Annotated in this window: 17 protein-coding genes; 11 read left to right on the top strand and 6 right to left on the bottom strand. The window is 73.8% G+C overall.

Features of this window, described 5'->3' with window-relative positions; all coding sequences use genetic code 11:
• Nucleotide 1 precedes the first annotated feature (1 nt).
• From AB0B63_RS21465 to AB0B63_RS21455, 3 genes are read right to left on the bottom strand one after another with little or no spacing between them, the layout of a single operon-like run.
• Entirely contained in the window at nt 2–3826 is a 3825-nt protein-coding gene (locus AB0B63_RS21465; protein WP_357021369.1) for an ATP-binding protein, read from the bottom strand.
• Between the two features lie 49 nt (nt 3827–3875).
• Nucleotides 3876–4238, bottom strand: a complete 363-nt coding sequence (locus AB0B63_RS21460; protein ID WP_067302246.1) for a hypothetical protein — start codon at nt 4236–4238, stop codon at nt 3876–3878.
• 13 nt (nt 4239–4251) lie between these two features.
• Nucleotides 4252–4566 carry a hypothetical protein gene (locus AB0B63_RS21455; protein ID WP_091247662.1) on the bottom strand — a complete coding sequence of 105 codons (315 nt, stop codon included), beginning with the start codon at nt 4564–4566 and terminating at the stop codon, nt 4252–4254.
• A 356-nt stretch (nt 4567–4922) separates the two neighbouring features.
• Between AB0B63_RS21455 and folP the strand changes: the two genes are divergently transcribed.
• The 7 genes from folP (at nt 4923) to AB0B63_RS21420 (ending at nt 9534) form a co-directional block, all read left to right on the top strand.
• Nucleotides 4923–5819, top strand: a complete 897-nt coding sequence (gene folP / locus AB0B63_RS21450) for a dihydropteroate synthase (RefSeq protein ID WP_208567745.1) — start codon at nt 4923–4925, stop codon at nt 5817–5819.
• Nucleotides 5816–6175, top strand: a complete 360-nt coding sequence (gene folB, locus AB0B63_RS21445; RefSeq protein WP_208567746.1) for a dihydroneopterin aldolase — start codon at nt 5816–5818, stop codon at nt 6173–6175. Before folP ends, folB begins: the two co-directional genes overlap by 4 nt.
• Nucleotides 6172–6699 (top strand): 2-amino-4-hydroxy-6-hydroxymethyldihydropteridine diphosphokinase, encoded by a 528-nt coding sequence (gene folK, locus AB0B63_RS21440; protein ID WP_208567747.1) that lies wholly within the window; start codon nt 6172–6174, stop codon nt 6697–6699. Before folB ends, folK begins: the two co-directional genes overlap by 4 nt.
• Nucleotides 6700–6766: 67 nt before the next feature.
• Nucleotides 6767–7240 carry a DUF3180 domain-containing protein gene (locus tag AB0B63_RS21435; RefSeq protein ID WP_208567925.1) on the top strand — a complete coding sequence of 158 codons (474 nt, stop codon included), beginning with the start codon at nt 6767–6769 and terminating at the stop codon, nt 7238–7240.
• Nucleotides 7241–7341: 101 nt separating this feature from the next.
• On the top strand, nt 7342–8556 hold the full coding sequence (locus tag AB0B63_RS21430; protein ID WP_208567748.1) for an ABC transporter permease: 1215 nt from the start codon (nt 7342–7344) through the stop codon (nt 8554–8556).
• Between the two features lie 106 nt (nt 8557–8662).
• Complete coding sequence (locus AB0B63_RS21425) at nt 8663–8968, top strand: hypothetical protein (RefSeq protein WP_088643875.1); 306 nt, start codon at nt 8663–8665, stop codon at nt 8966–8968.
• Between the two features lie 65 nt (nt 8969–9033).
• Nucleotides 9034–9534: a hypothetical protein gene (locus AB0B63_RS21420; RefSeq protein WP_357021363.1), complete on the top strand. Its 501-nt coding sequence runs from the start codon at nt 9034–9036 to the stop codon at nt 9532–9534.
• A 66-nt stretch (nt 9535–9600) separates the two neighbouring features.
• On the opposite strand, the gene AB0B63_RS21415 is transcribed toward AB0B63_RS21420, so the two are convergent.
• Entirely contained in the window at nt 9601–10596 is a 996-nt protein-coding gene (locus AB0B63_RS21415) for an ATP-binding cassette domain-containing protein (protein WP_357021360.1), read from the bottom strand.
• Nucleotides 10597–10598: 2 nt separating this feature from the next.
• Between AB0B63_RS21415 and AB0B63_RS21410 the strand changes: the two genes are divergently transcribed.
• The 4 genes from AB0B63_RS21410 (at nt 10599) to AB0B63_RS21395 (ending at nt 15356) form a co-directional block, all read left to right on the top strand.
• Nucleotides 10599–11285 (top strand): ABC transporter permease, encoded by a 687-nt coding sequence (locus AB0B63_RS21410; protein ID WP_357021357.1) that lies wholly within the window; start codon nt 10599–10601, stop codon nt 11283–11285.
• A 55-nt stretch (nt 11286–11340) separates the two neighbouring features.
• Entirely contained in the window at nt 11341–12063 is a 723-nt protein-coding gene (locus AB0B63_RS21405) for an ABC transporter permease subunit (protein ID WP_208567752.1), read from the top strand.
• A gap of 152 nt (nt 12064–12215) precedes the next feature.
• The gene (locus tag AB0B63_RS21400; protein ID WP_208567753.1) at nt 12216–13220 is read left to right on the top strand and encodes a glycine betaine ABC transporter substrate-binding protein; all 1005 of its coding nucleotides are present in this window, start codon (nt 12216–12218) and stop codon (nt 13218–13220) included.
• Between the two features lie 204 nt (nt 13221–13424).
• Nucleotides 13425–15356: a hypothetical protein gene (locus AB0B63_RS21395; protein WP_357021353.1), complete on the top strand. Its 1932-nt coding sequence runs from the start codon at nt 13425–13427 to the stop codon at nt 15354–15356.
• 125 nt (nt 15357–15481) lie between these two features.
• Here the strand turns inward: AB0B63_RS21395 and AB0B63_RS21390 are convergent, their stop codons facing one another.
• Both AB0B63_RS21390 and AB0B63_RS21385 read right to left on the bottom strand, forming a co-directional pair.
• Nucleotides 15482–16651 carry an NADH-quinone oxidoreductase subunit D gene (locus AB0B63_RS21390; RefSeq protein WP_219465076.1) on the bottom strand — a complete coding sequence of 390 codons (1170 nt, stop codon included), beginning with the start codon at nt 16649–16651 and terminating at the stop codon, nt 15482–15484.
• A complete protein-coding gene (locus AB0B63_RS21385) occupies nt 16648–17781 on the bottom strand; it encodes an SAM-dependent methyltransferase (protein ID WP_357021479.1) in 1134 nt (377 codons plus the stop codon). Before AB0B63_RS21385 ends, AB0B63_RS21390 begins: the two co-directional genes overlap by 4 nt.
• Nucleotides 17782–17810 lie beyond the last annotated feature (29 nt).

The following is a 17810-nucleotide window of genomic DNA, read 5'->3' as shown; positions in this document are numbered from 1 at the left end:
GTCACGCCTCCAGATCAGCCAGGACGGTCGGTAGTATCCCGGCGGCCTGAGCGGCTGCGGCGGGGGTGGTGTCGAGGTGGTCCAGCAGCCCCTCGACGTACGACACGTCCACCCGGACCTTCTGCACCCGGCCGTCGACGTCCCGCATGACGAACTCGCGGAAGCCGAGCCGGGTCGCGGAGGTGGTGTCGACGGCGGACAGGGAGGCCAGGGTGGCTTCGTAGCCGTCGTCGACCGGGACCCGGAGCAGCCGGAGCGCCTCGGAGGCGATCTCGGTGTCCTCGGCGATCCGGCCGACGAAGACGGTGGAGACGAGGTTCTGGACGTCGAGGCCGAGGATGTCCTTGGGGTTCTGTGAGGCGACCAGGGCGGCGAGGTTCCACTTGCGGGAGTCGCGGGCGAGGCGGACCAGGAAGGACCGGCCGGAGCGCCAGCCCTCCATGAAGTGCGCCTCGTCCAGGCCGACGAGCTTGCGGGAGGACATCGACCCGCCGTAGCAGCGGCGTACGGCGAGACGGTGCGCGGTGTGCAGCATCGGCAGCGCCAGCGCCTCCTCGGCCGACCAGTACTCGCGTTCGATCTTGAGGTCGGGCAGTCGGAGACCGGCCATGGTGATCACGGTGAGCGCCGCGTCGGCACCGAGCAGCCCCTCCGGCGGGCGGCCGAAGAAGAGCATGGCCAGCGGCATCTCGGCGGTGTCGAGCAGCAGGTGGGCCAGTTCCCGGCCGGCGTCGTCGTCGAGCCCCTGCAGGCAGGTGACCACGTCGTCCAGGGTGGAGGTCTCCTCGGCGGGCACCTGGCGTACCGCGTGCCGGAACAGGGTGGCGGTGGACGCCTCCCGGGCCACCTGCGGCGGCACCAGCATCATGCAGATGTCCTGCACCAGCATGCGCCGTTCGGCCCGGGCGTTGGAGATGGCGATCTCGAACTCCCGGTCGCCCGCCGCACCGGAGGTGAACTCGGTGCGCAGCGGGGTGGGGATGAGCGCGTACGGCGCCAGCGTCCCCGGCTCCGAACCGGTCAGGTTGAGCACCCGGGCGTACGGCTTGAGTTCGGGCATGGCGCAGAGCCGGGCCAACGGGCCGGACGGGTCGAGCAGGGTGACCTGGACCCCCCGCCGGGCTGCCAGGTAGCCGAGCGCGCCGAGCAGCGTCGACTTGCCACCACCGGGTTCGGCGACGAAGACGGCGAGGCCGGAGCGCTCGCGTACCTCCATCGGGAAGTGCAGGTCGAGGAAGACCGGCCGGCGGCAGGTCCCGGCGGTACGACCGATCAGGTCGCCCCGCCGGTCACCGACGGTGGACGCCGCCTGGGGGAGCGCGGCGGCCAGCAGCGGCACCGGCATCCGACGGACGTAGCCGGTGTTGGCGATCGGCTCGCCGGGGATGAACTCCCGGGCCAGCCAGTCCTGGTTCTTGGGGTGCTGCAGGGAGATACGCAGCTCGCGGGAGTAGAGCTGGATGAGCCGGCGGGCCCGTTCCATGCACTCCTCGCGGGTGCGGCCGCCGACGGCGATCCGGTGCCAGCCGTGGGCCCGGGCGGAGTCGACGGGCAGGCCGGTGGTCATCTCGTCGCCGATCACCAGCGCCCGCTTGGCGAGCCGTTCCAGCTCGGGTGGGGCGTCGATGCCGTGTTCGGCGTAGTCGAGCTGCTGCGAGCGGATCATCCGCAGCCGGTGTTCGAGGTTACGGAAGGAGTCGCCGGAGCCGAGGATGTCGACCCGGGTGGAGATCTCCATCGGCCAGGGCAGCCGTTCGTGGAAGTGCAGCCACGGCTCGTGCCGTTCGGGGATCTCCAACGGCTCCATCCGGCCGACCGCGAGCACGGCGACGTGCCGTTCCTCGCCGGTCATCCGGTTGACCAACTTGACCGTGGTGCCGTACGGGGTGCGGTACCGCTCGACCTGTTCGGTGAGGGCGAGCAGGTCACCGCGTTCCCACCGGCCGTTGGTCACCGGGGAGAGCGTGCCGGGCGGGGCCATGCACAGCGCTACGGAGCGGTAGAGCAACCATTCCAGCTCCTGTGCGGTGACCCGCCGGCCCCGCATGCCGAAGCTGCCCAGCACCTCGTCGAACTGCTCGACGGTGCGGCCCAGCTTGCGACGTTCACCGTCGGCGGTGCCCTTGCCGAAGGCCCGCAGCAGCCGTTCGGTGAGGGAGTCGCCGAGCGAGCGACGGGCGAAGGTGACCCCCAGGTAGGTCTGCCCCTCGGCGTGGTTGACCGACATCAGGTGCTGCTGGGCGGCGACCAGGTGGTCGGCCCAGCCGGGCGTGCCGGGGACGTCGGGCAGCGGTGACGCGGTGTGCGCGTCGATGGTGCGGGCCCACTCGTCGGCGGGGAACGGCCGGGTGGTGCGGCGCAGGTGCAGCCGGAAACCGGCCAGGCCGGCGTACTGCTCGGAGATCGCGGAGAGCAGCGCCTCGCGTTCGGCGTCCGGGCGGAACGCCCATCGGACCTCGGGGAGCCAGTACCAGGCGGTGACCGTGTTGGGGGTGAAGGTCAGGTGCCCGGCGATCTCGGTGATCGCCAGGTCGATCGAGGGGTCCCGGTCACCGAACTTGATCTTCGGGGGGCGTACCCGGACGGGCTTGGTCGCCTCGGTCCGGCGGCTCGCCGCACGTTGCCTCGGCGGGGCCAGTTCGCGGGGGCCGGGTTCGGTGGGGTCGGACTCGACGAGTGCACGCCGGGTCGGTTCGGCGGTCAGCGCGCCGGCCGGCGCGGTCACGGACTCGACGCGGACCGGTTCGGCCGGCTCCGGCCAGGCCGGGTCGGTGGTCTCCGGCCAGGCCGGCTCGACGTGGTCGGGCCAGGCCGTCGGCGGGGACTCCACCGGGGTGGGGCGGGGCCGAGCCGTCAGCGCTGCGGTCCTTCGGGCCTGTTCGTCGGCGTCCCGCCGGGCCGACTCGGCGGCCTCGCGCCGGCTGCGCTCGGCGGCCTCGATCCGGGCCGCGTCGGCCGCCGCTCGGCGGGCCGACTCGGCGGCTTCCCGCTGCGCCGTCTCGGCGGCCTCGTGTCGGGCCTGTTCGGCGGCTTCGCGCTGGGTCTGCGCGATCGCCTCCCGTCGGACTGCTTCGGCGCTCTCCCGGCGGGCCTGTTCGGCGGCTTCCCGCCGGGCCTGCTCGGCGGCTTCGCGGCGGGCGGTCTCGGCGGCTTCGCGGCGGCTGCGGTCGGCGGCTTCCCGGGCCCGTTCGGTGGCTTCCCGGCGGGCCCGTTCGGCCGCTTCGCGGGCGGTGAGCGGCTCGCCGGTGTCCCGGGGGAACAACTCGGCCGGGACGCGGCGCGGTGCCCGCTGCGGTGGTTCGGTCGGCCGGTCACCGGCGACCGCCGACCGGTCGCCCTGCTGGTGTGGAACCCGGGTACGGGCCGGTCGCTCGGTCGGCGGGGCCGCCTCGATGGCCGCCGGAGGTGCCTGCGCCTCGATCGCCGCCGGTGGCGTCGACGCGGCGGCCGTTCGGTGCGGGGCGGGCTGGGGCTGCCGGCCGGGGCCGCGTCGCGCGGCGGTGCCGGGGGGCGGCCCACCGGGTGCCGGGGGGGTGCCGGGGCGTGGACCGCCGCCGAAGAGGTCGAGGAAGGGGGAGTCGATGTCGGTGCCGTCACCCACCAGCATCGGCGCGGCGGAGACCGGCTCGACCGGGGGGGTGCCCCCGCCGGGGGTTGGGCGGGGTGCCTGGAAGACGCCGACCTTGCCCGGGCCGGTGAGCAGGGCCGGGTCGTACGGCTCGTCGTCCCGCAACTCCTCCTGGGGGTAGTCGAACGAGCGCGCACGGTTACCGTGTGGGGCGCTGTGTCGTCCGGCCGGGAAACCCGGCGTGGAAGAGCGACTCATTCGACCGCCTCACCCATGTGGTCCGACTGCCCGATGCGGGTACACCCGGTCATGCCAGTTCCTCCCGGATCCTGATCCGGCTGCCGACAAGGCGGGGGTCCCGCAGCTCGGCGGCCGGTTCCCGGGTGCGTCGCCAGTCGGTGAGCGCGGTGCGGATGACCATCCGCGCCGGTCGGTCCGGGTCGACGTACCGGAAGATGAACGAGGTGCTCACGATGGCGAGCGCGATCTCCCAGGCGGGAAACAGCTCGACCTGCAACGTGAACAGCCAGTGGATGAACATGTAGAGGGGTACGAGCAGCATGAACAGGCCGTACTGGGCGTAGGGCAGGTGGACCGGAAGGGTGTAGCCGGGCGGCCCGAGGTAGACCAGGCGGGCCCGGTAGATGTCGTCGTCGGTGCGCAGCCGCATGTCTCGCCCGCGCCTATTCGAAGATCAGATCGATCAGATAGTCACCGATGAAGAAGAGTGTGGCCGCGCCGGCGATGAAGGCCAGCCCGACGATCGCGATGGCCGAGCTGGTGAGCACCTTGGAGATCTCACCCCGGCTGGCCCGCCCGATGAAGATGACCCCGAGCACCGCGAGCAGGATGGGAGCGATCTTGCTGGCGAAGAAGGTGACGACACCGTTGGTGTCGATGCCCTTGGGGGCTGGTTCGGCGAGTGGCGCCGTCGCCAGGGTGTGCAGCACCTGCGCGACGCCGGACGACGTCGTCTCCATCAGCTCGAAGGCGATCACTGGAACCTCCCCATAACGCGGCCGACGGCGCCGCGGTGGTGCAGTAGGCAAGCCTGGCGGGAATGTGCTCACTGTGCACGGCGTCGTTGACGCGGTGCGGGTCTCCCACCACGGAGAGTGGCGAGATTTGGGGGGATTTTCCCGCTTCGGCCCTCCCTCCAGGCTTCGCCATCTCTTGATGCTGGGCAATTCCACAGCGTACGGGCCGCCCCCCTTTGCGACAAGCCGCGAAGAGTCGACCCGATTCGGCCCGGAAGACCGATAGTACACCTGTTCTAATCGGCACGTCAGCCCGGCCGTGGAGAGGGCCGGTGGGGGTTCCCGGGACGCCCCGGCGCGACCGGTACCGTCTAGTCGTGACCGATCTGGTACGGGCGCAGGCCCCGGTGGTGATGGGCGTCCTCAACGTCACGCCCGACTCCTTCTCCGACGGCGGCCGGTACGCGGATCTCGACGCCGCCGTCGCACACGGGGTGCGACTGCGCGACGAGGGTGCGCACCTGGTCGACGTCGGTGGCGAATCCACCCGACCGGGCGCCGACCGGGTCGACCCACGGACCGAGGCGGCCCGGGTGCTGCCGGTGATCCGGGAACTCGCCGCCGCCGGCGTGCCGGTCAGCATCGACACCACCCGGGCGCCGGTGGCCGAGGCGGCCGTCGCCGCCGGTGCCGCCGTGGTCAACGACGTCTCCGGCGGACTGGCCGACCCCGACATGGCCCGGGTGGTCCGCGACGCCGGCTGCCCCTGGGTGCTGATGCACTGGCGGGGACACTCGCGCGGAATGGCCGGACTGGCCGCGTACACCGACGTGGTCGCCGACGTCCGGGTCGAGCTGGCCCAGCGGGTCGACGACGCGCTGGCCGCCGGGGTGGCCGCCGACCGGCTCGTGATCGATCCCGGGCTCGGCTTCGCCAAGACCGCCGCGCACAACTGGGAACTCAGCGCCCGCCTGCCGGAACTGCTCGAACTCGGCCTCCCCCTGCTCTTCGGGGCCAGCCGCAAGTCCTACCTGGGGCGGCTGCTCGCCGCACCCGACGGCACCCCCCGCGACACCGACGGCCGGGCCGCCGCCACCGTCGCCACCAGCGTGCTCGCCGTGGCCGCCGGCGCCTGGGGGGTCCGCGTGCACGACGTCCTGGGCACCGTCGACGCGCTCGCCGTCTGGTCGGCCACCGGCCACCCCCGGCTCGCCACCACCCCCATCGCGAAGGACCCGGCCCACGCCGGCCGGGCAGAGGGAGGACGACGATGACCGACCGGATCGCCCTGACCGGCCTGCGGGCCCGGGGCCGACACGGCGTGTACGACTTCGAACGCGCCCAGGGGCAGGAGTTCGTGGTCGACGCCGTCCTCGAACTCGACCTCGCCCCGGCCGCCCGCTCCGACGAGGTGACCGACACCGTCCACTACGGCGAGCTGGCGCAGCGGCTGGTCGCGGTGCTCACCGGCGAGCCGGTCAACCTGATCGAGACGCTCGCCGACCGGCTGCTCGCGGTCTGCCTCGCCGAACCGTTGGTCACCGCCGCCACCGTCACCGTCCACAAACCCGAGGCCCCGATCCCGCACCCCTTCGCCGACGTGTCGGTCACCCTGCGGCGTACCCGGTGACCCGGGCGGTGCTGTCGATCGGCAGCAACCTGGGCGACCGGCTCGGCCACCTGCGGACCGCGGTGCACCGCCTCGGTGACACGGTGCTGGTGCTCTCCGGCGTCTACGAGACGCCCCCCTGGGGGGACGCCGACCAGCCGGCGTACCTCAACGCGGCGGTGATGGTCGCCGACCCGGCGGCGGCCCCGGGCGACTGGTTGGCCCGCGCGCAGGCCGCCGAACGGGCCGCCGGTCGGGTCCGCGACCCGGCCCGCCGGTTCGGCCCGCGCACCCTCGACGTGGACGTCGTCGCCGTCTGGGACGACAGCGGCCAGCCGGTGCTCAGCGACGACCCGGAGCTGACCCTGCCGCACCCCCGCGCCCACCAGCGTGCCTTCGTGCTCCGACCGTGGATCGACATCGACCCGCACGGGCGACTGGCCGGCCACGGCTGGCTCACCGACCTGCTCAACGCCGAACCGGTCGCCGGTGACGCCCTGGAACTGAACCCGCGCCCCGATCTGACGTTAGAGTCGGACTTATGAACCAGTGGAGCCGGCCGGCATGACAGCGCCCCGACCGCCCCGTGACCAGGAACCCGACGGGTCGAGGATGGGCCCCACCCGGTTCTCGACCCTGGTGGTCGCCGCGCTCGCCGCCGCGGCCCTGGCCTGGCTGCTGATCAGCAGCTTCTACTACAGCGGGATCCCCCGGTTGCCCTGGCTGCCGGTGGTCACCCTGGCCGCGCTGGCGGTGCTGGAGGCGTACGCGGCGGTCAACACCCGGGGCCGCATCGAGCGCAAGCCCGGCCGGGAACCGGTCAACCCGCTGCTGGTGGCCCGGTTCGTGGTGCTGGCCAAGGCGTCCGCGCTGGCCGGGGCGATCTTCCTCGGCTTCTACGTCGGGCTGACCGGTTGGCTCTTCGTCGAGCCGACCAACGCGGCGATCGAGGACCGGCCGGCCGCCGGGGCCGGCGCGCTCGCCTCCCTGGCACTGGTCGCCGCCGCGCTCTGGCTCGAACGCTCCTGCCGGGTCCCCGAGTCCGACGACGACGCCGACGACCGGCAGGACCGATCCGGCCGCTGACCGAGGGGTTACGCCCGGCCCTGCGCGCGGGTACGGTGCCTGGCGACCGGAGAACAGTCAGCCGTCACCGGGGACGGCCGGTCACCTGGGAGGCGCACCGCATGGTGTACGACGAACCGGGCCGGGCGGCGTCGGCAGAGGTGCCCGTGACCGCACTGGACACCGTCTTCGACGACCCGACGCACGGGGAGCCCGGCCGCGACCGGCTGGGCGTGCACGTGGTCTGGGAACTGGTGCTGCTGCTCGCCCTCGTCGCGTTGGCCTACCTGCTCTGGCGGGAGAACCCCGACGCGTTGCGCGGGGCGGGCCTGCGCCGGTTGCTGGTCGACGCGGTCGCGTTGGGTCTGCTCGTCGTCGCCGCCGGGCTGAGCCTGCGTACCGCAGCGGTGAACCTGGCGATCGGCCCGGTCGCGCTGGCCGCCGCGCTGCACTTCGCCGAGCAGGGCGACCGGGGGGTGTCCACGGCGGTCGTGCCGGCCCTGGTCGCCGCCGCGCTGGGTGGGCTGGCCCTGGCCTGGGCGGTGGTGGTGCTGCACGTGCCCGGCTGGGCGGCGAGCCTCGCGGCCGCCGCCGGGATGATCGTGTGGATCGAGCGGTGGACCCTGCCGGTGGCGGTGCAGGCCGACTACGACCCCCGGCGCAACGCCTACTACCTGTTCGCCGGCTTCGCCGCGGTGGCCGTCCTGCTCGGAGCGTTCGGCGCGATCCGGGCGGTACGTCGGCTGGTCGGCCGGTTCCGGCCGGTGGCCGATCCGGCCCTGCGTCGCGGGATGGCGGCCGCCCTGGTGACCGCCGCCGCGCTGACCGCCTCCACCGTGCTCGCCACGCTCGCCGGGGTGCTCGTCGCCGCCAACGCGACCGGCCCGGTGACGCCGGGGTCGGGGCTGGACTGGACGGTGCTCGCGGTGGGCGTGTCCATGCTCGGCGGTGCCAGCGCGTACGGCCGGCGGGGCGGGATCTTCGGTGCCCTCCTCGCGGTCGCCCTGGTGGTGACCTATCTGGCCTGGGCGACCGGGACCGGCGCTCCGACCGACCGGTGGGCCGTCGGTGGGGTGGCGCTCGCCGGTGGACTGGTGGTCACCCGGATGGTCGAGACGTGGGGCCGACCCCGGACGGCCCGGGGTGAGCCGGTGGAACTGCCGCCGGTGCGGGACGGGGCGATCAGCTCGGGGTGGTCGATGCCCCCGGCCGGCGAGGCGCGCAACTGGACCCCGGCGCTGCCGGAGCGGACGACCGACGCCGACACCCCGCCCGACCCCTGGGAGGCCCCCCGGTGGCAGAGCGGCCCGCCGCGCTGGGACGCCGACGAACGGTGACCCCGATCGGGCGGTGACCATCCCAGCGGGGCCCGGACCGGTGGCGACGGTACGGGCGGGCGTGGACGACGGGCCGGGAAGGATCTCGCCGGTTAGGCTCGCGGGCATGACCGAGACTCCTTCCGCCGGCACCGGCCACACCTTCGACCAGCTCGACGCCCTCTCCACGGAGGAGTTGCGGGAGCGGGCCTTCGCGCGGGCCCGGGAGCGGCGGGACGTCGGCTTCTTCTGGTCGGTGCTGCGGCACCTGCCGAACGCCGACGAGGCCGCCGCGCTCGACGGGGCGCCCAACTCGGTCGGGCCGACCATCGACGAGGCGGCGGCGCTGTGGCGGGAGCTGACCGGGCACGGCTACGAGGAGTCCGCGCCGCTGCTGCGGGCCGCGTTCATCGACTACCTGATGAAGCACTGAGCGGTCGCGTCGCCGGCTGGCGGGAGAGGTTTGCCGGTCGGGGCGGGTCGGGCACTTCCCGCCGCATGGCCCTCACCCAACGTCCCCGCACCGTGCGCGGGTACGGCACCGCCGCCGGCACCGGCACCCTCGCCGCGCTGATCCTCGTCGGCGTCTGCGGCAGCCCGTGGTATGTGAGCTGGGCCGAGGCGCACACCGACCCGAACTCCGCCGGTGGCTGGTATCTGCGGCTGCTCGCCTGGCCGGCCTGGCGGGTCGAGTCGGCGGACCCGGCGCACGGGGTGCTCGCCACCGACCTGCGGGCCATCCTGCTGCTGGTGTTCGCCGCCGCGCTGCTCTACCTGCTGCCGACCGGCCAGGTGGCCCGGGTGCCGGGTTCGGCCAGCCAGTTCTTCTCCGGCTGGGCCGCGTACACCCTGGCCGGGGCGGCGGCGACCCTGGTGGCGGCGCTACTCACCACGGACGGACCGCTGCAGGCCGCGTTCGAGACCACCGGCACCGGTGCCGGCTACGGCTTCTTCGCCGGCTGGATCATCGGACTGGCCAGCCTGGGCGGCCGGGCCTGACCCGCAGGCGGCCGGCCCGCCCCGCAACGACCCGCTGGACCGGTCCGGGTGGCACTTCCACGCCGGCTAGCTGCCGGGCTGCCCCAGATCGAGGACCCGGGCGCGGCTGAGCGTGCCGGCCGGCCGGCCGTCGGCGGTGACCAGGACCGCGTCGGTGCCGGCGGTGAGCATCGCGGCCAGGGCGTCGTACGCCGAGCGGCCAAGCGGCAGCTCCGGCAGGGCGGTGTCGGTGGCCTCCCCGTCGAGCACCTCCCGGGTGACCGGGGTGACCGCGAGCCGGCGGATGCCCCGGTCCGCGCCGACGAAGTCCCGGACGAACGGCGAGGCGGGCGTGCCGAGCAGGGCCGCCGGGGTGTCGTACTGCTCCAGCCGGCCGCCCTCGGACAGCACCGCGATCCGGTCGCCCAGCCGGACTGCCTCGTCGAGGTCGTGGGTGACCAGCACGATGGTCTTGCGGACCTCGGCCTGGAGCCGGAGGAACTCCTCCTGCAACCGGGTCCGCACGATCGGGTCGACGGCGGAGAACGGCTCGTCCATCAGCAGCACCACCGGGTCGGCGGCCAACGCGCGGGCCACCCCGACCCGTTGCCGCTGCCCGCCGGACAGCTCGTGCGGGTAGCGGCGTCCGAACTGGGCCGGGTCCAACCCGACCAGCTCCAGCAGCTCGCCACTGCGCTGCCGGATCCGCTCCTTCGACCAGCCGAGCAGCCGGGGTACGGTGCCGACGTTGGTGGTCACCGTCTGGTGCGGGAACAACCCCACGTTCTGGATGACGTAGCCGATCCGCCGCCGTAGCTTCACCGGGTCGACGCGGGTGATGTCCTCGTCGCCGAGCATGATCCGGCCGCCGGTCGGCTCGATCAGCCGGTTGATCATCCGCAGCACCGTCGACTTGCCGCAGCCGGACGGGCCGATCAGCACCACCAGTTCGCCGGCCGGCACCTCCAGGCTCAGCTCGCGGACGGCGTCGGTGCCGTCGGGGTACCGCTTGCGGATGCCGTCGAGCGTGATCGAGGCGGCAATGTGTCCTGCGTCGCCGGTGCCCCCGGGGGTAACGTCCACGTGTGTCCTTCCACCTGAGTTACCGGGCCGAGCCGGGTAATCCGTGGTTCTCCTGGCAGTACGTGCGGGACAACTCTGACACCATTCTCGCCGCGCTGCGCGAGCACGCCTCGCTGACCGGCCGGGCCGTGCTGCTCGCCGCGCTGGTGGCCCTGCCGCTGGCGGTGGTGGCCTACTGGTACCGCCGTCTCGCCGGGCCGATTCTCGCATTGACCGGCGTGCTGTACACGATCCCCTCCCTGGCCCTGTTCGCGTTCATCGCCCCCTATCTGGGCATCGGCGCGGTGACCGTGCTGACGGTGGTGGTGCTGTACGCGCTGCTGGTGATCGTCCGCAACGCGGTGGCCGGGCTGAACCAGGTGCCCCCGGAGGTGCGCGACGCCGCCGAGGGCATGGGGTACGGCCGGTGGGCCCGGCTGTTCCGCATCGACCTGCCGTTGGCCCTGCCCGGCATCCTCACCGGGGTACGCCTCGCCACCGTCTCCACCGTCGCGTTGGTCACCGTCGGGGTGGTGATCGGCCGGGGTGGCCTGGGGCAGTTGATCTTCGCCGGCTTCCAGAACAACTTCTACAAGGCGCAGATCATGACCGGCACGCTGCTCTGCGTCCTGCTGGCCCTGGTGCTGGACCTGATCCTGGCCGGCGTGGGCCGTCTGCTCACCCCCTGGCTGCGGAGCCGTTCCCGGTGAGCGCGAGGAGTGCAGCGCAGCGGAGCCCGGCAGTCACGAACGAAAGGTCTATCCGGTGAATCCGGTGCAGCAGGCGGTGGTCTGGCTCAACGACCCGCTCAACTGGACCAACCCCGGTGGGGTGCTGGACCGGGTCGGGGAGCACCTGAGCATGTCCGTCGCGGCGGTGCTGCTGGGCTGCCTGGTGGCCTGGCCGGTCGGTCTCTGGCTGGGGCACTCGGGGCGCGGCGGCGGAGCGGTCGTGTTGATCTCCAACCTGACCCTGTCCATCCCGACGCTGGCGCTGCTCACCATCCTCCCGCTGACCTTCCTCGGGTTCGGGCGGCCGGCGGTGGTGGTGGCGCTGGCCGTGTTCGCGGTGCCGCCGCTGCTGGCCAACGCGTACACCGGGGTGCGGCAGGCCGACCCGGAGGCCCGGGACGCGGCGCGCGGGATGGGGCTGTCCGGGTGGCAGGTGCTGCGGCGGGTGGAGTTGCCGCTGGCGGTGCCGTATCTGGCCGCCGGGTTCCGGACGGCCGCCGTGCAGGTGGTGGCGACGGCGGCCCTGGCCTCGTTCGTCAACGGTGGTGGGCTGGGCCAGATCATCCGGGCCGGCTTCGGGCTGGACATCGCGGCCGGTGGCGGGCAGATCATCGCCGGTGGGGTGCTGGTGGCCGGGCTGGCGTTGGCGGCGGAGGGGCTGCTGGCACTGGTCGAGCGGGTGGTGACGCCGCGACCGCTGCGGCGTACCCGGCGGGTGGCGAACCGGCGGGCGGCGGACGCCACGGCGGGGAACTGATCCCTTTCCGTGACGATCACGTTACGAAAGCGGTTCAGAGTTTGTCGGTCGGTCCGGAAGGATATTGGCTGAACCCGCGGGCGGCGGCCGTCGCCCGTCGGACACGCGGCCGGCCCTGCCCGGGCCGTGCCGGGACACGGAAGGCGGGCACGATGCGCGTACGGACACGGCTGGCGGTGGGTGCGGTGGGCGCCCTGACCATGGCGGGTCTGTTGACCGGGTGCGGAGACGCCGGCTCGTCCGGCACCGATGCTCCGGAGCAGGGCGCGAGCGGTGCGGGTTGCGCCCCGGTCGCCGGTGAGCAGCTGGTCGTCCTCGACGACGACAAGAAGCTCCAGAACACCGACAACATCATTCCGGCGGTCAACGCCAAGGTGGCGAACCCGCAGCTGCTCGCCGCACTGGACAAGGTCTCCGCCGCGCTGGACACCCCGAAGCTGATCGCCCTCAACAAGGCCGTCGACGTGGACCGCAAGACGCCGAAGGCGGCGGCCGAGGAGTTCGCCGTCGCCACGGGTCTGACCACCGGCATCGCCAAGGGGCCCGGTGGGCAGATCGTCGTCGGGGCGGGCAACTTCTCCGAGAGCCAGACCCTGGCCGAGCTGTACAACATCGCCCTCACGGCGGCCGGCTACCAGGTCAAGGTGCAGCAGATCGGCAACCGCGAGCTGTACGGGCCGAGCCTGGAGAAGGGCGAGATCCAGGTCGTCCCCGAGTACGCGGCGACCATGGCGGAGTTCCTCAACACCAAGGCCAACGGCAAGGACGCCACCCCGGTCTCCTCGCCGGAGCTGGACAAGACGGTCAGCGCGTTGAAGTCCGAGGGGGACAAGGCGGGCATCACGTTCGGCACCCCGTCCTCGGCGCAGGACCAGAACGCCTTCGCGGTGACCAAGGCGTTCGCCGACAAGTACTCCCTCAAGACCCTCTCCGACCTGGCGGCCAAGTGCTCCGGCAAGGACACCGTGCTGGCCGGCCCGCCGGAGTGCCCGCAGCGGCCGAAGTGCCAGGCCGGTCTGGTCGAGGTCTACGACTTCAAGGCCGGTTCGTTCAGCTCGCTGGACGCCGGTGGCCCGCAGACCAAGAACGCGCTGAAGACCGGCACCGCCAGCGTGGGCCTGGTCTTCTCGTCCGACGGCGCGCTCGCCACCAGCTGAGCGTTCCCGGTCGCGGTCGGCTCCCCCCGACCGCGACCGCGCCCGTCCTGAGTCGTTTCTCACCTTCCCCGTCGACGGGTGCGGCGACGACCTCGGTGCACGGGGCAGGTCAGCCGGGTCCGCTGCGCCGTACCGGCCGAGATCGGGGCATTTCTGCCCTGGGACCGTTCCCAGCCCGCGTACATCTCGGTAGGCTGCACAGCCATGCCCTCCCCGGTCGTCTCCGAGAAGCGCAGCCCGCAGCTTCTGACCGTCCTGTTCTGGATCGGGGTGGCGTTCGCGCCGATCGCCGCGCTGATCCTGTTGTTCGCCGACGGCAACGGTCCGCTGCGGTTCGCCGCGGTGCTGGCCATCACCGCCGTGGTGCTGATCGGCCTCTCCATCGCACTGCGGGCCGACGGCGGCACCCGGTCGTCGGATGCGGAGGTGCTCGACGAGCTGGCGCAGCTTCGGCGCGAGCTGCGTAGCGAGATCGTCGCCGCCGCCCAGCGAGGCAACCAGGCGTTGGACCAGTCCCAGCGGGCCGAGGAGCAGGTCACCGCGTTGCGTCGCCGGCTGGATGCGGTGACGGCCGATCTGGCGACGGCCGCAGGCGACCCGCCGGCCGTCGAGGATCGGGTCGTCGGTGCGGGCCGGGCCCGGGTCCCGGTCGTCGAACCGGCGCCGGAGGTCCCGGTCGGCCGTCGGCGGGCCGTCGCCGAGGAGAACCCGCCGGACTGGGGCGCGGCGGACGACGCCGAGCCGGTCGCGACGGGCCGGGGCCGGGTCGCCGCCGACCGGGAGACCCCCGCAGCGTCCGGCCGCCGGTACGCCCCGGACCGCCCGACCACCGGCCAGCCCGGCGGGTACGGGACGTCCGCTCGCGAACCACGTGGCCCGGTGCCCGGTGCCGAGTCGACGTCGCGTCCGCTCGGCGTGGTGCGGCACACCGAGACGGTGCACGTGACCACCCGGCACACCGTCGTCGACGGTCCCGATCCGGCCGGCGGCTACGGCGGTGGGTACGCCGGTCGTTGGACGCCCGGCGCGGAGCAGCCGTCCTGGGCCGGTGGGGAGCCGCAGCACCCCTGGTCGGGTCAGGCGGAGCCGCCCGGCCGGGACTGGTCCGCCCCGTCCGACGACCGGTCCCGGGCGTCCCGCCCGCCGTCCCGCGACGAGCGGGCCTGGCCGGCCGCGTCCGGCCCCTCGTGGGGTGCCCCGGCCGACGACCGTCCCGAGCAGCCCCGCCCCGAACCGGCCCGCGCGGAGTGGTCCCGTCCCGAGCAGCCCCGCCCCGAGTGGTCCCCGGTCGGTGGGGAGGGCGGCGTCAGGTCGTCCGGCGGCCGGTCCGGCTGGGCCGAGACCCGTGGCGAATCGTCCGCGCCCGAGGTGCCTTCCGGTGACCGGTGGGCCGAGAACCGGGCCGACCCGCCGGCCCGCGAGGTACGCGCCGGTGACCGCTGGGCCGAGGTGCGCGACGACGGGCGTGCCCGGGAGCTGCGGGTCGGGGAGCGCCGGGCGGAGGTGCACGCCGACGGGGCCGGTTACCACTACTCCGACCGGTGGGCCTCGGTCCGGCAGGAGGACCCGTACCGGCAGGAGGACGCCTACCGGGAGGAGCCGGCGCGGACCGGTGAGCGGTGGGGTGGCGGCCGGTCGACGCCGGAGGGCCGCCCGGCGTTGCCGGCGGGTGGTGTCCCGGTGCCGCAGCAGTGGCGGGAGCCAGCGCGCAGTCACCGGCCGGCCGAGCAGTGGTCGGCCGGGGCAGCCCAGCCGGTACAGGCGGCCCCGGACCGGCCGGCCCGGACCGCCCAGCCCGCGCCGTCCGCACCGGACTGGTCGGCGTCTGTTGCCCAGCCGGCCCAGGAGCGGCCGGGGCGGGCCGTCCCGCCGGGCGAGGAGTGGCCGGGCGGCGTACGACAGCCGTCGCCGGACTGGTCCACGCGCACCGGGCAGCCCGCTGCGGACCGGTCCGTTCCCGTGGACGACCAGCGGTGGGGCGGGCAACCGGCCGAGCAGTGGCGGGACCGGGAGCCGGTGGTGTCGTGGCGTACCCCCGACCCCGAACCACGCGGGCACCAGCAGTGGGACGGCGAGGAGCGGTACGGCTACCCCCCGCAGGACGACGTCCCGCGTGCCGGCGGCCACTGGCGCTGACCGTCCGGGTGCCGGGTCGGGCCCTCGTGCGGGGCAGGGCCGGATCAGGCCCCGCTGCCGGGCAGTGCCGGGTCAGGCCCCCGGTGCCGGGCCGGGTCGGGCCCGGGTGTGGTGTCGGCCCCGGTCTACTTGTCGATGTCGCCGACCACGAAGAACATCGAGCCGAGGATCGCGATCAGGTCGGGCACCAGGCAGCCGGGTAGCAGGGTGGCCAGCGCCTGCACGTTGGCGTACGACGCGGTGCGCAGCTTGAGTCGCCACGGCGTCTTCTCGCCCCGCGAGACCAGGTAGTAGCCGTTGATCCCGAGCGGGTTCTCCGTCCAGGCGTAGGTGTGCCCCTCGGGGGCCTTGACGACCTTGGGCAGCCGGGTGTTCACCGGCCCGGTGAGCCGGTCGACCCGGTCGAGGCACTGTTCGGCGAGGTCGAGTGAGGCGTACACCTGGTCGAGCAGCACCTCGAAGCGGGCGTGGCAGTCCCCGGCGGTGCGGGTGACCACCGGCACGTCGAGCTGGTCGTACGCCAGGTAGGGGTCGTCGCGGCGCAGGTCCAGGTCGAGCCCGGAGGCGCGGGCGACCGGCCCGGACGCCCCGAACGCGGCGGCGTCGGCGGCCGACAGCACCCCCACCCCGACGGTACGGGCCAGGAAGATCTCGTTGCGTCGGATCAGCCGGTCCAGGTCGGGCATCCGGCGGCGGACCTCGCCGATGGCGGCGCGGGCCCGTCCGGTCCAGCCGGCGGGAACCTCCTCCTTGAGCCCGCCGACCCGGTTGAACATGTAGTGGATCCGGCCGCCGGAGACCTCCTCCATGACCGCCTGGATGGTCTCCCGTTCCCGGAACGCGTAGAAGACCGGGGTGATCGCGCCGATCTCCAGCGGGTAGGAGCCGAGGAACATCAGGTGGTTGAGCACCCGGTTCAGCTCGGCCAGCGCCATCCGCAGCCAGGTGGCCCGCTCGGGCACCTCCATGCCCATGAGCCGTTCGACGGCGAGCACCACACCCAGCTCGTTGGAGAACGCCGACAGCCAGTCGTGCCGGTTGGCCAGCACGATGATCTGCCGGTAGTCGCGGACCTCGAACAGCTTCTCCGCGCCCCGGTGCATGTACCCGACGATCGGTTCGGCGGCGACCACCCGTTCCCCGTCGAGCACCAGCTTCAGCCGCAGCACGCCGTGCGTCGAGGGGTGCTGCGGGCCGATGTTGAGCACCATGTCGGTGCCGAGCTGTTCCCCGCCGGCCCCGGTGCCGACGGTCAGCTCGCGCAGTTCACCGGTGTCCGTGGTCATGCCGGTCATCGTGCCATGAGCGCATCGACGGCGACGCCGACCGGCTGGAGCAGCCAGTGGTGCCCGCCGAGTCCGGCCGGGTCGGTCAGCTCGGCCACCGCCGAGGCGGCGGCGAGGGCCCGCACGTACCCGGCGGGGTCGCTGCCGGCCAGGCTCAGCGCCGGTCGCCCACCGTCGGCCCCGAGCGCGAGCAGCGCCTCCCGCTGCGACACCAGCGTGTACGCACACCCGGCGACCTGTGCACCGGCGGCGGCGACGGAGTCCATGGCGACGTGTGCGGTGATGTCGCACGACCCGTCCGGCACCGGCGGCACCTGCCGTCCGTTCCGGTACCCGGTCAACGTCCCGTCCACCGGCCGCCGCTCGCGCAGGTGCCCGTAGTCCACGGCCAACGCCACCCCCCGCCGCAGCCGCCCGACGGCCCGCCCCCACGCCTCGTCCCGACTCCGCCCCACCTCAACCCGCCCCCCTCGCCCCTCTCGCTCCCCCCGCCCGGTGATCAAGAGGTTTGCGTCAGGTTCGGGCCCCTCCGTTGACGCAAACCTCTTGATCACCGGGGCGGTGGTGGGGGGTGCGGCCGGGGTTGGGGTGGGGTGCCAGGTGGTCAGCCAGGTGAGGTCTTCCGGGGTCAGCGGGGGGCCGGGGGTTTCCTCGCCGGTGCTCGGGTCCACCAGGTGGTAGCGCCAGCCGGTGCCGGTGGGGACGGCCACGTCCAGGGGGACGTTGTCCAGCCATTCGGTCGCGGTCAGCAGGCCGGTGATTCCCGCCGGGGGTTCGGTCGTCCAGGCGATGTCGGGCGGCAGGTCCGCCGGGCGGGGGGCCGGTTCCACGGCCGTGAGCCGCAGCCGGTGGGCCAGCGGCGTCGCAGCCGCGCCGGGCGTCGCCGACCCGTGGGCCAGGGCGGCCAGGGCGCGCAGCAGCTCACCCCGGCCCGCACCCACGTCCACCACGTCGAACGGGGTGGGGAAACCGAGGGCGGCGTCGAGGCGGGACACGAGCCGGAACACCGCCGCCGTGAACGCCGGAGAGGCGTGCACGCTGGTCCGGAAGTGGTCGGCCGGGCCGGACCCGGAGACGAAGAAGCCGCGCGGCCCGTAGAGGGCGGCGTCCATGGCGTACTGCCAGCGAATCGCGTTCATCCCGTGTTCAGCGTCCGTCACCGTGCCGA

The organism is Micromonospora sp. NPDC049081 (assembly GCF_040648835.1).
GTDB lineage: Bacteria > Actinomycetota > Actinomycetes > Mycobacteriales > Micromonosporaceae > Micromonospora > Micromonospora antibiotica.
Note: the sequence above shows the minus strand (reverse complement) of the source record. Positions and strands in the feature narration are given on the sequence as shown.